This is a genomic window from Schaalia odontolytica (assembly GCF_002847525.1).
GTDB classification, from domain to species: domain Bacteria; phylum Actinomycetota; class Actinomycetes; order Actinomycetales; family Actinomycetaceae; genus Pauljensenia; species Pauljensenia odontolytica_B.
Genome location: NZ_PKKM01000001.1, coordinates 100,054 through 113,696, shown reverse-complemented (window position 1 = coordinate 113,696; position 13,643 = coordinate 100,054). Strand labels below are relative to the sequence as shown.

The window sequence follows — 13,643 nt, the reverse complement described above, 5'->3', positions numbered from 1 at the left end:
GCCTGGGCCCACAGGTGTGGAGGGCGCCGGAGGGACCGGAGGGCACGGGCGGGCTTCGAGGCGCGGCTCCGAACGAAGTGAGGACGCCTAGCCTCGCGGGCGGCCGGGGCCTCCGGCGCCCGGAACACCCGTGGGGCCACAAGCAGCCCCGCACCCAGCGGGAGAGCCTCGCGGCGGCCGGAGAGCTGGCGACAGCCGGAGAGCTGGCGGCAACGCAATCAGACAAATGCAATCAGACAAAAAGTGGTGGCCCCCAGGAAAACCTGGGGACCACCACTCATGCGTTCACTGACGTGAACTGACGAGTCGAAGCTCAGTCAGAAAGACTGGTTCAGTTGTTCGTCAGCTTCTCACGCAGCGCGGCCAGGGCCTCGTCGGAAGCAAGGGTGCCCTCGTTGTCGACCGGGGTCGAGTAGGAGGCCTGCTCCTCGATGGAGGGAGCCGCTTCGGCGTCCTCTTCGAGGGCCTTGCGGACCTGAGCCTTGTGGGCCTCCCAGCGGGCCTGAGCCTCTGCGTACTGGGCTTCCCAAGCCTCGCGCTGAGCGTCGAAGCCTTCCATCCACTCCTGGGTCTCCGGATCGAAGCCCTCCGGGTACTTGTAGTTGCCGTTCTCGTCGTACTCGGCGGCCATGCCGTAGAGCGAGGGATCGAACTCTTCGGAGGTCGGATCCACGCCCTCGTTGGCCTGCTTGAGGGACAGGGAGATGCGGCGACGCTCGAGGTCGATGTCGATGACCTTGACGAAGACCTCTTCGCCGACCTTGACGACCTGGTCCGGCAGCTCGACGTGACGCTGAGCCAGCTCGGAGATGTGGACGAGGCCCTCGATGCCGTCCTCGACGCGGACGAACGCGCCGAAGGGGACCAGCTTGGTGACCTTGCCGGGCACAACCTGGCCGATGGCGTGGGTGCGGGCGAATGCCTGCCACGGATCTTCCTGGGTGGCCTTGAGCGACAGGGAGACGCGCTCGCGATCCATGTCGACGTCGAGAACCTCGACGGTGACTTCCTGGCCAACCTCGACGACCTCGGACGGGTGGTCGATGTGCTTCCAGGACAGCTCGGAGACGTGAACCAGGCCGTCGACACCACCGAGATCGACGAACGCGCCGAAGTTGACGATGGAGGAAACGACGCCGGAGCGCACCTGGCCCTTCTGCAGGGTGTGCAGGAAGTTCGTGCGGACCTCGGACTGGGTCTGCTCGAGCCATGCGCGGCGGGACAGGACCACGTTGTTGCGGTTCTTGTCGAGCTCGATGATCTTCGCTTCGATCTCGCGACCGATGTAGGGGGCGAGGTCGCGGACGCGACGCATCTCGACGAGGGAGGCGGGCAGGAAGCCACGCAGGCCGATGTCGAGGATCAGGCCGCCCTTGACGACCTCGATGACGGTACCGGTAACGACGCCGTCCTCTTCCTTGACCTTCTCGATCTGGCCCCACGCGCGCTCGTACTGCGCACGCTTCTTCGACAGGAGGAGGCGGCCTTCCTTGTCTTCCTTCTGGAGGACGAGCGCCTCAATCTGGTCGCCCACGGCGACAACGTCGTCGGGGTTGACGTCGTGCTTGATGGAGAGCTCGCGAGAGAGGATGACACCCTCGGTCTTGTAGCCGATGTCAAGGAGGACCTCGTCGTGGTCGACCTTGACGACAGTGCCCTCGACGATGTCGCCATCGTTGAAGTACTTGATGGTCTCGTCGATGGCTGCGATCAGGTCTGCTTCCGAACCAATGTCGTTGATAGCGACCTGCGGCGTGTTGGTGGTCATGTAGTAGTTTCTCCGAAACGGACTGGATAGTAGATGGACAGTTCCGGCGTCTTGAGGCTGATGCAGATGCACCTGTCCCCAGACACCGTGAACCAGTCTATCAGTCTTTGCCCTGCAAATGTGACGAATTTGGCGGCACTTTCCGTGGCGTGCGTCGCGTCGTCACGCCCGTTAGTGGGCCGCGAGCTGCCACGAAGCACCGATTCCGACGGCGACATCGAGCGGGACGGAGAGCTCCACGGGGGTCGCCATCTTGTCTCGGACGATCGCTTCGAGCGCCGTGGCCTCTCCCGGGGCAACCTCGAGGAGCAGTTCGTCGTGGATCTGCACGAGGAGGCGTGACTTCAGGCCGGCCTCGGAGAGGGCATCGACGACGTTCATCATGGCGATCTTGACGATGTCTGCGGCGCTGCCCTGGATGGGCGCGTTGAGAGCGGCGCGCTCGGCCATCTCGCGGCGCTGGCGGTTCGAGGAGCGCAGGTCGGGCAGGTAGCGGCGGCGCCCGAACATCGTCTGGGTGTAGCCGTCGGCACGCGCCTGAGCGACGAGGCCCTCGAGGTAGTCGCGGACCTTCCCGAAGCGTTCGAAGTAGCGGTCGCGCAGGGCAGCTGCCTCAGGCACAGGAATGCCGAGCTGAGCAGCGAGGCCATACGACGACAGGCCGTACGCGAGGCCGTAGGAGGTTGCCTTGATTCGCGACCGTTCCTCACCGCTCACCTCGGCGACCGGGGTTCCGAAGACCATGGACGCCATCGTGCGGTGCAGATCCTCGCCCGAGTTGAACGCTTCGATGAGCGCCTCGTCACCGGACAGGTGCGCCATGAGGCGCATCTCGATCTGTGAATAATCGGCGCTCATGAGCGACTCGAATCCCTCACCGGCGACGAAGGCGCCGCGGATGCGCATACCGTCGGCGCTGCGCGCGGGGATGTTCTGCAGGTTCGGATCGGAAGACGCGAGGCGACCCGTGGCCGCGGCGACCTGGGAGAAGGTCGTGTGGATGCGTCCGTCGGAGGCGACGGTCGCGGACAGGGAGTCGACCATCTGCTTGAGCTTGATGCGGTCGCGGTGGGTGAGCAGGAACCCGAGGAAGTCGTGCCCCGCTCCCCCTTCGTCCGCGGTCTTCGCGTGCAGGTCCGCCAGGGCCTCGGCATTCGTCGTGTACCCGGTCTTCGTCTTCTTCGTCTTAGGCAAGCCGAAGTGATCGAAGAGCAGCTCCTGGAGCTGCTTGGGGCTCGACAGGTTAACCTCGCGTCCCGCCGCAGCCCATGCTCCCTCACGCGCAGCATCGACGGCCTTGCCGAGTTCATCAGAGAGTCCATCGAGCACGGCCGTGTCTGCGGCGATGCCGATGTCTTCCATCTGACCGAGCAGGACCGACAAAGGCATCTCCATGTCGGTGAGCAGCGCGGCCTCGGAGCTTTCTTCGAGGCGCGACCTCAGCGTGTACGCGAGCGGGTGCAGGTGGGCGGCCAACTTCCCGGCGCGCACCTGGGCCGCGCTCGGGCCCGCTCCCATGTCGCCGAGATCGAAGAGAGCCTCAGAGTCACCCTCCTCTTCCTCGATCACGACGCCAAGCACACGCGAGAGCACATCCTCCAGCTTGTGGGAGCGCTGATCGGGATGCGCGAGGTACGCCGCCAGCATCGTGTCGCACTCGACGGTGCCGAGGGTCCAGCCGCGCGACGCAAGCGCATGGCGCGCCCCCTTCGCGTCGTGCACGATAAGGGACGAGGCCGTGGCGAGGACCTCGCCGAGTGCTTCCTCCTGCTTGGGGCTCAGTTCGACGGGGTCGATCACGAGCGCCTCGTTGTCAGAGGCGAGGACAAGGCGGGTAACGTTGCCACGAGTCGGCCGCATGTCGCCCTCAACGAGCACAGCGAGCGTCGAGTGGGCACGAGCCCACTGGGCGATGTCGCAGGAAGCATCCGCGAGGGACACCGAAATCTTGACCTCGGCCACGGGCTCTGGGGCCTCTTCAACGTGCCCCTCCCCCATGCCGATGCCGGCAACCTCGCGCACCTTCTGACGCAGGCGCCCGAACTCAAGAGAGTCAAAGAGACGATCAATGGCGGCGACATCCGTGGGGCGGCGCGCCAGATCGCTCGGCGTCACCTCGAGGTCCATGTCGGTGAGCAGACGATTGAGACGGCGGTTGCGCACGACGTCGTCCCTGTGTTCACGCAGGGCAGCTCCGCGCTTTCCACCGATCTCGTCGGCCCGCGCCAGCAGGTTGTCCAGGCCGTCGTACTTATTGATCCACTGGGCGGCGGTCTTCGGGCCAACGCCGGGAACGCCGGGCAGGTTATCCGAGGTCTCACCCACGATTGCGGCAATCTCGGGATAGCGATGCGGCGGCACGCCGTACTTGTCCTCCACCGCCTGCGGAGTCATACGGCGCAGATCGCCGGGACCCGTGCCCGGGTACAGCACGGTCACATTGTCAGTCACCGTCTGGAAGGAGTCACGGTCACCGGACACGACGAGGACGGTCGCGCCATCATTACCGGCTCGGTACGCGAGCGTCGCGAGAATGTCGTCCGCCTCGAAGCCCTCGCGCGAGAGCGACACGATCCCCATCGCATCGAGCACCTCACGAATCAGCTCCACCTGGCCCTTGAACTCCTCGGGCGTGGCGTCGCGCGTCCCCTTGTACTCCGGGTACTCCTCGGTGCGGAATGAGTGCCTGGACACATCGAAAGCAACGGCGATATGCGTCGGCTTCTCTGTCTCCAGCAAACGCGTCAACATTGAGACAAAGCCGTAAACGGCGTTCGTGTGCTGGCCCGTGGCCGTCACGAAGTTATCCGGCGGAAGCGCGTAGAACGCACGAAACGCCATCGAATGGCCATCAATAATCAGCACAGTATCACTCACACATGCCACCCTAGATGCCATGACACACGATCACCAGACGAAACACACGCATTCTTCCTCACCCGATCCGCTCGCACGCGGCGGCTGGGTCGGCGCCCACTGGCCCGGCACTCTGATGGAGGCCACCGGCATGGAAGTGCTGGAGCACAGCGCGTCACGAACCGTGATCTCCATGCCCATCGACGGAAACCGCCAGAGCGCCGGAATCCTCCACGGTGGCGCATCCGCTGCCCTCGCGGAAACCGCGGCTTCTTTCGCCGCCCAGATCCACGCGCGTGAAGCTAACCCGGGCAAGCAGGCCTACGCCGTCGGGACTGAACTCAACGCCTCCCATATCAGTGCAGGACGCGAGGGCATTATCACCGCGACCGCGACCGCCGTTCACCTCGGCCGCAGCTCGACCGTCCACACCGTGGAGATTCGCGACGAGGCCGACCGACTGATCTCCATCGCACGCGTGACGAACCGCATCCTGGTGCGTTCAAGCCACGACTGAGTACGAGTGCACAGCAATGGGGAGGGTCAAATGACCCTCCCCATTCGCGCATCTATGACTCAGTCGTCAACCTGGTTGATCACCGCGTCGGCAACCTCGCGCATGGACAGACGACGATCCATCGACGTCTTCTGAATCCAGCGGAATGCCTCGGGTTCGCTCATGCCCATGTTCTTCATGAGCAGGCCCTTCGCACGGTCCACGCGCTTGCGGGTCTCGAAGCGATCCGACAGATCGGCGATCTGGTCCTCGAGCGACTCGATCTCTGCGTGACGCGACAGAGCGATCTCAACGGCAGGGATCAGGTCAGCAGGGCTGAAAGGCTTCACGACGTATGCCATCGCGCCGGCGTCGCGTGCACGCTCAACGAGCTCCGTCTGCGAGAAAGCCGTGAGCATGACGACAGCGCAGGACAGCTCCTGCAGGATCTTCTCCGCAGCGGTGATGCCGTCCATCTTCGGCATCTTGACATCCATCACGCACAGATCGGGTTCGAGCTCGAGTGCCAGCTCGACAGCTTCCTCACCGTCGGCAGCCTCGCCAACGACCTCGAACCCCGCCTGGGTGAGCGTCTCAACGATATCGAGACGAATCAACCCCTCGTCTTCTGCGACGAGGACGCGACGCGGTTCAGCCTGCTCTTCACTCATTGTCATATTCCTCAGTTTGATCGGTTTGCTCAGCTGCTCTATTGTGGGACACGCACACGCGAAGCCCCGATAGCCCAACTGGCAGAGGCGGTCGGCTCAAACCCGGCTTGTTGTGGGTTCGAATCCCACTCGGGGTACCGCCAGTGGAGTACGTGCTCCTAATGGTACCGGCAATTCAGCACGTGTGCGACGTGCGTAGCACAAATTGATATAGCAAAATCGCAGACGAACAAGGGGCCGACAAGCAATGCTTGTCGGCCCCTTTGTCACGGCTCAGGCCACGACGCTCAGTTCGAGACCGAGGTACTCGGCAGCCGCGCCCCGGCGGGCCGGCTCGTCAAGGTCGGCAATCGCCTGCTTGACCCTCGAGTCGTGGAAGTCGGCGAACCACGGCTCAACGGCACGTGAGAGCTGGCCGACCTCCAGGTTGTTGGCCACGCGGCCAAACAGAGTGTCGTGGACCGACACGGTCCGGATCTTCGTATTCATTTCTCTTTCTCCTCTTCAATTCGGGCGCGCCAGAAAACGTGCTTTGTTCGCACAGGCATTCCTGATCGCGCCGAGCAGCGATCTGCTGCACTGCCGCGCCGTCGTTGGTGCGGCGTCCACGTGTCTCAACGTGTATCCGAGTACTTTATTCCACGGATTTTATTTTGTCCACGTGAACAAACAAAAAGTGCGGGGGCGCCGGCTTGATGCCGGCGCCCCCGCTACTCACGTATCTCACGCGTGGCGGGTTCCGCCAATCGCGTAGTCGGCCTCATCTCCGACCTCATGGATACGCAGCATGTTCGAGGATCCGGCGATGCCCGGGGGCATACCAGCAACGATGATCAGCTGATCACCGATGTCCGCCAGGTGCGCAGACTGAACCACCTGATCGAGCTGCCACACCATGTCGTCGGTGTGCTGCACCTCGGGAACGCGGTACGTCTGGATACCCCACGAGAGGGCCAGGCGGCGACGCGTCGACTCGAGCGGCGTGAAGGCCAGCATCGGGATCGGGCGGCGCATGCGCGACAGCAGACGAGCGGAGGTGCCGGACTGACTGAAGGTCACCAGGTAGCGAGCGTCCATGTGCTCGGCGATACGCGCCGCAGCCTCACAGATGACGCCGGCACGGTCAGCGTAGAAGCCGGGGATCGACGCGATGCGCTCGCCGCCGTTCTCTTCCGTCGACTCGATGATCGCGGCCATCGTACGCACCGTCTCGATCGGGAACGCGCCGACCGAAGTCTCTCCCGAGAGCATGACCGCATCGGCACCGTCGAGGATCGCGTTGGCGCAGTCGGAGGCCTCGGCGCGCGTCGGGCGCGGGTTCTTGATCATGGAATCCATGACCTGCGTCGCGACGATGACGGGCTTGGCGGCAATGCGGGCGAGTTCAATCGCGCGCTTCTGGACCAGCGGAACGGCCTCGAGGGGCATCTCGACACCGAGGTCACCGCGGGCAACCATGATGCCGTCGAAAGCCTCGATAATGTCTTCCAGCGCCTCGACAGCCTGGGGCTTCTCGATCTTGGCGATGACCGGGATGCGCTTGCCCATCTCGTCCATGATCTCGTGGACATCCTTGATGTCCTCGGCAGAACGCACGAAGGACAGGGCGATGAAGTCGGCATCCTGCTCGATACCCCAGCGCAGATCCTCCTTGTCCTTCTCGGACAGGGCGGGGACGGAGACGGCGACGCCAGGTAGGTTAAGGCCCTTGTGGTCCGACACCATGCCGGGAACCTCGACGCGTGTAACAACGTCAGTGTCGGTGACCTCGACGACACGGACCGCGACGTTACCGTCGTCGATCAGCAGGCGGTCGCCGGGGGCGCAGTCACCGGGCAGGCCCTTGAAAGTCGTACCGACGAGTTCCTTGGTGCCGGGAACGTCGCGAGTCGTGATGGTGAAGGTGTCACCGATCTTCAGCTCCTGGGGGCCGTCCTGGAACGTCTCCAGGCGGATCTTGGGGCCCTGGAGGTCGACGAGTACCGCGATCGCGCGGCCGGACGTCGCAGACGCCTTTCGCACGCGCGCAATGACGGCCTCGTGTTCCTCAGCCTTTCCATGCGACCGGTTGATACGCGCGACATCCATGCCGGCGTCCACCAGTGCCTGGAGCTGCTCAGGGGATTCAGTGGCAGGTCCAATAGTGCAGACAATCTTAGCTCGACGCATAAGTAAAAGTTTACCTTCCAACCCCTGTTCTGACGAGGAAGATCAGCAGCGGCGCGACGTGATCATTCCCATGAATCCACCTGTGGTGGGACCTCTGGCACACGGATTGCGCGCACGGAGCGAGTCTAAAACTGCTCGAGAGTGCTCTCTTCAGCAGTTTCATCCTCACTCACGCTGGTCCCCACAACATCGTCAGCATCGGATTCACTGGCGCAAGTGTGCAGGTCTTGGCCTTCTCCGTCCGCGTTATCCGCAGTCGTCTCAGCGACAACCCGTGTCGGGCGCCCGAGCCGGCCGGCGATGACGAACACGAGTACTCCCAGTGCGAACACGAGCACGGACGTCCATACATTGAGGCGCAGGCCCAAGACTCTGTGCGCATCGTCGATGCGCAGCATCTCAATCCAGCACCGGCCGGCGGTGTAAGCCATCAGGTACAGACCGAACACCTGTCCCCCGGCGAAGCGGTGACGCCGGTCGAGCCACACGATGAGCGCGGCAGCAGCGAGGTTCCACAGGCACTCGTAGAGGAACGTCGGATGGAACAGCGTCCCCGCAGGGTATCCGGCCGGCATGTGCGCAGCGTCGATCTGGAGACCCCACGGCATGGTCGTCGGAGCGCCGAAAAGCTCCTGGTTGAACCAGTTTCCCCAACGGCCGATCGCTTGGGCAATCAGCAGAGCCGGAGCCAGGGAGTCGGCGATTGGACCGAGGCGAACACCCGCACGTTTGACGGCGATATACACGCCAAGCGCTCCGAAGGCGACACCGCCCCAAATACCCAGGCCTCCACGCCAAATCTGGAAAGCGAGCATCGGGTCACCGCCCGGACCGAAGTAAGCATCCGGGGACGTGATGACGTGGTAGATCCGCGCGCCGACGACGCCGAGCGGAATCGCCCACAGCGCGGCGTCATACAGCGTGTCCGGGTTTCCACCGCGGTCACGATAGCGGCGTGCCGTCCACCAGACGCCAATGATCATGCCTGCGGCGATGATAATTCCGTAGGCCCGCAGCGGAATCGGCCCAAGGTACCAGACGCCCTGCGAGGGCGACGGGATACCGGCCGCGACGAGGGCCCTCATGCGCGTGCCCCGCTCACGCCGAACTTCAGCTCGGTGGCGAGCTCAGCCAGGGCCTTCAGGCCACGGTCGATGTTCTCATCGAACAGAGTTTTCACAAGGGCGGATCCGACAATGACGCCGTCCGCGTAGGCGCCGATTTCACGGGCCTGAGCACCGTTTGAGACACCGAGGCCCACGCACACGCGCTGAGCACCGGCGGCGCGGGTGCGCTCCACGACGTCGGCGACGTGAGCGCCGACGGCAGCACGCGCGCCCGTCACGCCCATCGACGAGGCCGCATACACCCAGCCACGCGAGTGCTCCGCGATGAGCTTGAGGCGATGCTCGGGGGACGAGGGAGCACTCAGATAGATGCGTTCGAGGTCGTACTTGTCCGACGCCACCTCCCACTGCGCGCCCTCCTCGGGCGGCAGGTCCGGCGTGATGAGGCCGGAGCCGCCCACGGCGGCGAAGTCCTTGGCGAAGCGCTCGACGCCCCACCACTCGACGGGGTTCCAGTAGGTCATCGAGCAGGTCGAAATGCCGTACGAGGTCAGCTCGTCCACCGCGTGGAAGAGATCCTCGAGGTGCGTGCCTCGTTCGAGAGCGGCGACGGTCGCACGCTGGATGGTCGGGCCGTCCATGCCCGGATCCGAGTACGGGAAGCCGAGCTCGATGACGTCGACGCCGCAGTCCGCCAGGACCTTACCCGCGCGGATCGAATCCTCGACCGACGGGAATCCAACGGGCAGGTATGCGATGAGCGCAGCATCGCCGCGCTGGAGGGCGGCGTCAATCGCGACGGCTGAATGGGGTGCACGCGTCATGTCACTTCTCCTCGTTCTCGTCCAGGACAGCAACGCCCGACGGGCCGGCGCTGGGGTCGATGACCTGCAGCTTCGCGTGTCCGTAGCCAAACCACCGCGACGCCGTATCCACGTCCTTGTCGCCGCGACCCGACACGGTCACGATCACGATGGGCTCCTCACCCGGCGCAAACAGGCCCTCGGCCTCGGCCTTCGCGCGGGCCCAGGCGCGTACTCCGGCGAGGGCGTGCGAGGACTCGATGGCGGGAATAATGCCCTCCGTGCGCGACAGATGGAGGAATGCCTCCATGGCCTCGGCATCCGAAATCGGTATGTACGAAGCCCGACCCGAACGAGCCAGCCACGCGTGCTGCGGGCCGACGCCCGGATAGTCCAGACCGGCGGAAATCGAGTGGGAGGCCTTCGTCTGGCCGTCGCGTTCCTGCAGCACGAACGTGCGTGCACCGTGGAGCACGCCCACCTCGTCGGCGGTAATAGAGGCTGCGTGTCGCCCGGTGTCGAAGCCATCGCCAGCTGCCTCGCACCCGAGCAGCTCGACGCTGGGATCATCGATGAACGCCGTGAAGGAACCAATCGCATTGGAGCCGCCGCCGACGCAGGCGACGACGACGTCAGGCAGACGTCCCTCGGCGGCGAGCAGCTGCGCGCGCGCCTCGTCGCCGATGACACGCTGAAGGTCGCGCACCAGCTCCGGGAACGGGTGCGGGCCGGCGGCCGTACCGAAGATGTAGTTGGTCGTCTCCACGTTGGTCACCCAGTCGCGGAAGGCCTCGTTGATCGCGTCCTTGAGGGTCGCCGATCCAGCCGTCACGGCGATAACCTCGGCGCCGAGCATCTGCATGCGCGCGACGTTCAGCGCCTGGCGCTCGGTGTCCTCACGTCCCATGTAGATCGTGCAGTCGAGTCCAAGGAGAGCAGCTGCGGTCGCGGTGGCCACGCCGTGCTGACCCGCACCGGTCTCAGCAATAACACGCGTCTTGCCCAGTTCCTTGGTGAGCAGCGCCTGCCCAAGCACGTTGTTGATCTTGTGTGAACCCGTGTGGTTGAGGTCCTCACGCTTGAGAAACACGCGCACGCCGCCAAGGTCCGCAGCGAAGCGAGGCGCCTCCGTCAACAGAGACGGACGTCCCGCGTAGTTCAGGAAAAGATCGCGCAGGCGGTGCTGGAACGACTTATCGCGCCACAGGCGCTTCCACGCTGCCTCAACCTCTTCGAGGGGGCCCATGAGGGACTCGGCGACGAAGCGTCCACCAAAATCACCGAAGTACGGTCCTTGAGCAAAGTTCTCAGCGTCCATCACTGTCCTTCCTGACGCGCCGCTGCGACGCGAGCCTTGCGATCCGTGCGCAGCGCGGGATGCTGGCCCGCGCTCACCATGTCCTGAATGCTCGCACGGGGATCACCCGAGGTGACGAGCGCTTCGCCGACGAGCACGGCATCCGCTCCCCACTTGGCGTATTCAAAAACATCGTGTGCATTCGCGACGCCGGATTCGGCGACCGCAACAACGTCCTGGGGGATCACGTCGATGACCTGCTCGACGGTCGAGCGGTCCACTTCCAGGGTCTTCAGATTGCGCGCATTCACGCCAATGATCGAGGCACCAGCCTCCATGGCGCGCAGGGCTTCGAGTCGCGAGTGCGTCTCCACCAGCGCCTCCATGCCGAGCGAACGGGTCCGCTCCAGCAGGGACACGAGTACGTTCTGTTCGAGCGCGGCGACGATCAAGAGCACGAGGTCAGCGCCGTGAGCACGCGCCTCGTGAATCTGATACGGCGTCACGATAAAGTCCTTGCGCAGAATCGGGATATCGACCGCAGCGCGCACCGCGTCAAGGTCCGCAAGCGAACCATTGAAACGACGCTGCTCCGTGAGCACCGAAATGACGGACGCTCCCCCGGCCTCGTACGTCGATGCGAGGGCTGCGGGATCCGGAATGGATGCGAGCGCACCCTTGGACGGCGAGGAACGCTTCACCTCGGAAATGATCTTGACGGCACCATCGCGGCCCCGCAGGGCGCCGAGCGCATCCTTCGCCTCCGGGACCTGGGTCTCCATCTCCTTGATGCGAGCCAGAGGGACGCGGTCTTCACGCTCTTTCAGGTCCTCGCGGACCCCGGCGATAATGTCATCGAGAACGCTCACGACGCTCCCCTTTCAGGCAGAAACGATCAATCCTCATCAAGGCTAGCGAAAAATAGCCCACAGCGGGCAAGCCATCCCGCACTCCGGGTTAGGACAGCGGAACGAGAGTCGACGCCCGCACGACGGACTCGACCGCTGCGGCGGCCTTATTGCGTGACTCCTCGTACTCGAGGGCGGGAACCGAATCGGCAACGAGTCCCGCACCCGCTTGCACCGAGGCAACGCCGTCCTTCAGGGAGGCCGTGCGAATAGCGATCGCCAGATCCGCGTCACCGGACAGGTCGAAGTAGCCGACCACGCCGCCGTACACTCCGCGCGCCGCGGGCTCGAAGTCGTCAATGAGCTGGATGGCACGAGGCTTGGGCGCGCCCGAGAGGGTGCCCGCCGGGAAGGTCGCAACCAGCGCATCGAGGGCGTCAGCGTCAGGGCGCAGGACACCCGTCACCGTGGAGGAAATGTGCTGAATGTGCGAAAAGCGCTTAAGTTCCATGAGCGTCGAGACCTCAACCGAAGCCGGATCGCAGACCTTCGAGAGGTCGTTGCGGGCCAGATCAACGAGCATGACGTGCTCGGACAGTTCCTTCGGATCCTCGAGCAGTTCGGCCGCCAGTCGGTGGTCTTCGGCCGAATCGGCACCGCGCGGGCGCGAGCCGGCAATCGGGTAGGTCCACACGCGGCGTCGTTCGGTCTTCACCAGTGTCTCCGGGGAAGAACCAACAACCTCGAAGTGGCCGCCCAACTCATCCGGCAGGTCGAGGAAGTACATGTAGGGCGAGGGATTGACCGTGCGCAGCACACGGTACACATCGATGCCGCTCGCCGCCGTCGACACGTCAAGGCGCTGGGAAACGACGATCTGGAACGCGTCGCCGTCTTCAATCGCACGCTTGGCCGCGTTGACGGAAGACTCGAAATCTGCGCGCGCCGTGCGCTCGCGCACCTGGGGCGGCGTGGCACCGCTGCTGCCCAGAACCGCGGGGGCGATTGGGGTCGCAAGCTGTGCGGTCATCGCGTCGAGGCGCTCAATCGCGCGGTCGTACGCCCCGTCCACGCCGTCGGCCGAGCCGTTAAGGTTCCAGGCGATCGCCATCAGATACACCGAACCAGTCGCATGGTCGAGCGCGGCGACCTCAGTCGCGAGCACGAGCGTTGCATCCGGAATGTCGGATTCCTTCGGCGCGGTCGCTGCGAGCGTCGGCTCCCACTCGGGGATGATTCCCCAGCCCAGGGATCCGACGAGTGCGCCCGTCAGAGGGGGCATTCCTTCAATCGCGGGCGCGGCAAGCTCCTCCAGGGCAGAGTGCACAACCTCAAGGAAGCTCCCCTCCTTCAGGGCACCCTCGGGGTGCGAACCGATCCACTGGGCGTGGCCATCGCGTGCGACGATAGCGCCAGCGCTTGATGCGCCCACAAACGACCAGCGTCCCCACGAACCACCATGTTCTGCGGACTCCAGGATGAAGCTGCCATAGTTGCCGTGCGCGAGCTGTCGATACACGCCTACCGCACTCAGCTCGTCAGCGAGCACACGCCGGACAACCGGGATCACTCGGCGGTCCTGTGCAAGATCGACAAAAACATCGCGGGGAGGCCAGGTCTGGCCCCAATCGAGGCTCACAGGCTCGCACTGGAATGAAGGCGTCTCGT

The 13,643-nt window shown here is 64.5% G+C and carries 11 protein-coding genes and 1 tRNA gene; 2 read left to right on the top strand and 10 right to left on the bottom strand.

All coding sequences use genetic code 11. The annotated features are described in order from the left end of the window. Positions 1–331: 331 nt before the first annotated feature. A complete protein-coding gene (rpsA, locus tag CYJ22_RS00500) occupies positions 332–1,768 on the bottom strand; it encodes a 30S ribosomal protein S1 (RefSeq protein ID WP_003792472.1) in 1,437 nt (478 codons plus the stop codon). Between the two features lie 171 nt (positions 1,769–1,939). After that, complete coding sequence (gene polA, locus CYJ22_RS00495; RefSeq protein ID WP_207760483.1) at positions 1,940–4,666, bottom strand: DNA polymerase I; 2,727 nt, start codon at positions 4,664–4,666, stop codon at positions 1,940–1,942. Between polA and CYJ22_RS00490 the strand changes: the two genes are divergently transcribed. Beyond that, a complete protein-coding gene (locus CYJ22_RS00490; RefSeq protein WP_101600270.1) occupies positions 4,665–5,141 on the top strand; it encodes a PaaI family thioesterase in 477 nt (158 codons plus the stop codon). The two genes, polA and CYJ22_RS00490, sit on opposite strands and share 2 nt — an antisense overlap. Positions 5,142–5,200: 59 nt before the next feature. On the opposite strand, the gene CYJ22_RS00485 is transcribed toward CYJ22_RS00490, so the two are convergent. After that, positions 5,201–5,791 (bottom strand): ANTAR domain-containing response regulator, encoded by a 591-nt coding sequence (locus CYJ22_RS00485; protein ID WP_007588074.1) that lies wholly within the window; start codon positions 5,789–5,791, stop codon positions 5,201–5,203. A gap of 63 nt (positions 5,792–5,854) precedes the next feature. Here CYJ22_RS00485 and CYJ22_RS00480 point away from each other — a divergent pair. Continuing rightward, a tRNA-Leu gene (locus CYJ22_RS00480) sits at positions 5,855–5,928 on the top strand. Between the two features lie 136 nt (positions 5,929–6,064). On the opposite strand, the gene CYJ22_RS00475 is transcribed toward CYJ22_RS00480, so the two are convergent. From CYJ22_RS00475 to CYJ22_RS00445, 7 genes are all read right to left on the bottom strand, one after another. Beyond that, positions 6,065–6,280 (bottom strand): hypothetical protein, encoded by a 216-nt coding sequence (locus CYJ22_RS00475; protein WP_007588076.1) that lies wholly within the window; start codon positions 6,278–6,280, stop codon positions 6,065–6,067. Between the two features lie 234 nt (positions 6,281–6,514). Next, positions 6,515–7,960 (bottom strand): pyruvate kinase, encoded by a 1,446-nt coding sequence (gene pyk, locus CYJ22_RS00470; RefSeq protein WP_101600268.1) that lies wholly within the window; start codon positions 7,958–7,960, stop codon positions 6,515–6,517. Between the two features lie 125 nt (positions 7,961–8,085). Continuing rightward, positions 8,086–9,045 carry a prolipoprotein diacylglyceryl transferase gene (lgt, locus tag CYJ22_RS00465; protein WP_101600266.1) on the bottom strand — a complete coding sequence of 320 codons (960 nt, stop codon included), beginning with the start codon at positions 9,043–9,045 and terminating at the stop codon, positions 8,086–8,088. Beyond that, on the bottom strand, positions 9,042–9,851 hold the full coding sequence (gene trpA / locus CYJ22_RS00460; protein WP_101600264.1) for a tryptophan synthase subunit alpha: 810 nt from the start codon (positions 9,849–9,851) through the stop codon (positions 9,042–9,044). Before trpA ends, lgt begins: the two co-directional genes overlap by 4 nt. Before the next feature lies 1 nt (position 9,852). Continuing rightward, positions 9,853–11,148: a tryptophan synthase subunit beta gene (gene trpB, locus CYJ22_RS00455; protein WP_101600262.1), complete on the bottom strand. Its 1,296-nt coding sequence runs from the start codon at positions 11,146–11,148 to the stop codon at positions 9,853–9,855. Beyond that, positions 11,148–11,996 (bottom strand): indole-3-glycerol phosphate synthase TrpC, encoded by an 849-nt coding sequence (gene trpC, locus CYJ22_RS00450; RefSeq protein ID WP_101600260.1) that lies wholly within the window; start codon positions 11,994–11,996, stop codon positions 11,148–11,150. The genes trpB and trpC overlap by 1 nt, the downstream gene beginning before the upstream one ends. 88 nt (positions 11,997–12,084) lie before the next feature. Continuing rightward, the gene (locus CYJ22_RS00445) at positions 12,085–13,614 is read right to left on the bottom strand and encodes a chorismate-binding protein (RefSeq protein WP_101600258.1); all 1,530 of its coding nucleotides are present in this window, start codon (positions 13,612–13,614) and stop codon (positions 12,085–12,087) included. Positions 13,615–13,643 lie beyond the last annotated feature (29 nt).

What these genes read in the sequence shown, in the direction of transcription:
- CYJ22_RS00490 (WP_101600270.1), top strand. Translation starts at nt 4,665, where the DNA reads ATGACACACGATCACCAGACGAAACACACGCATTCTTCCTCACCCGAT.
- trpB (WP_101600262.1), bottom strand. Translation starts at nt 11,148, where the DNA reads ATGGACGCTGAGAACTTTGCTCAAGGACCGTACTTCGGTGATTTTGGT.
- polA (WP_207760483.1), bottom strand. Translation starts at nt 4,666, where the DNA reads ATGGCATCTAGGGTGGCATGTGTGAGTGATACTGTGCTGATTATTGAT.
- CYJ22_RS00485 (WP_007588074.1), bottom strand. Translation starts at nt 5,791, where the DNA reads ATGAGTGAAGAGCAGGCTGAACCGCGTCGCGTCCTCGTCGCAGAAGAC.
- CYJ22_RS00475 (WP_007588076.1), bottom strand. Translation starts at nt 6,280, where the DNA reads ATGAATACGAAGATCCGGACCGTGTCGGTCCACGACACTCTGTTTGGC.
- lgt (WP_101600266.1), bottom strand. Translation starts at nt 9,045, where the DNA reads ATGAGGGCCCTCGTCGCGGCCGGTATCCCGTCGCCCTCGCAGGGCGTC.
- rpsA (WP_003792472.1), bottom strand. Translation starts at nt 1,768, where the DNA reads ATGACCACCAACACGCCGCAGGTCGCTATCAACGACATTGGTTCGGAA.
- pyk (WP_101600268.1), bottom strand. Translation starts at nt 7,960, where the DNA reads ATGCGTCGAGCTAAGATTGTCTGCACTATTGGACCTGCCACTGAATCC.
- trpA (WP_101600264.1), bottom strand. Translation starts at nt 9,851, where the DNA reads ATGACGCGTGCACCCCATTCAGCCGTCGCGATTGACGCCGCCCTCCAG.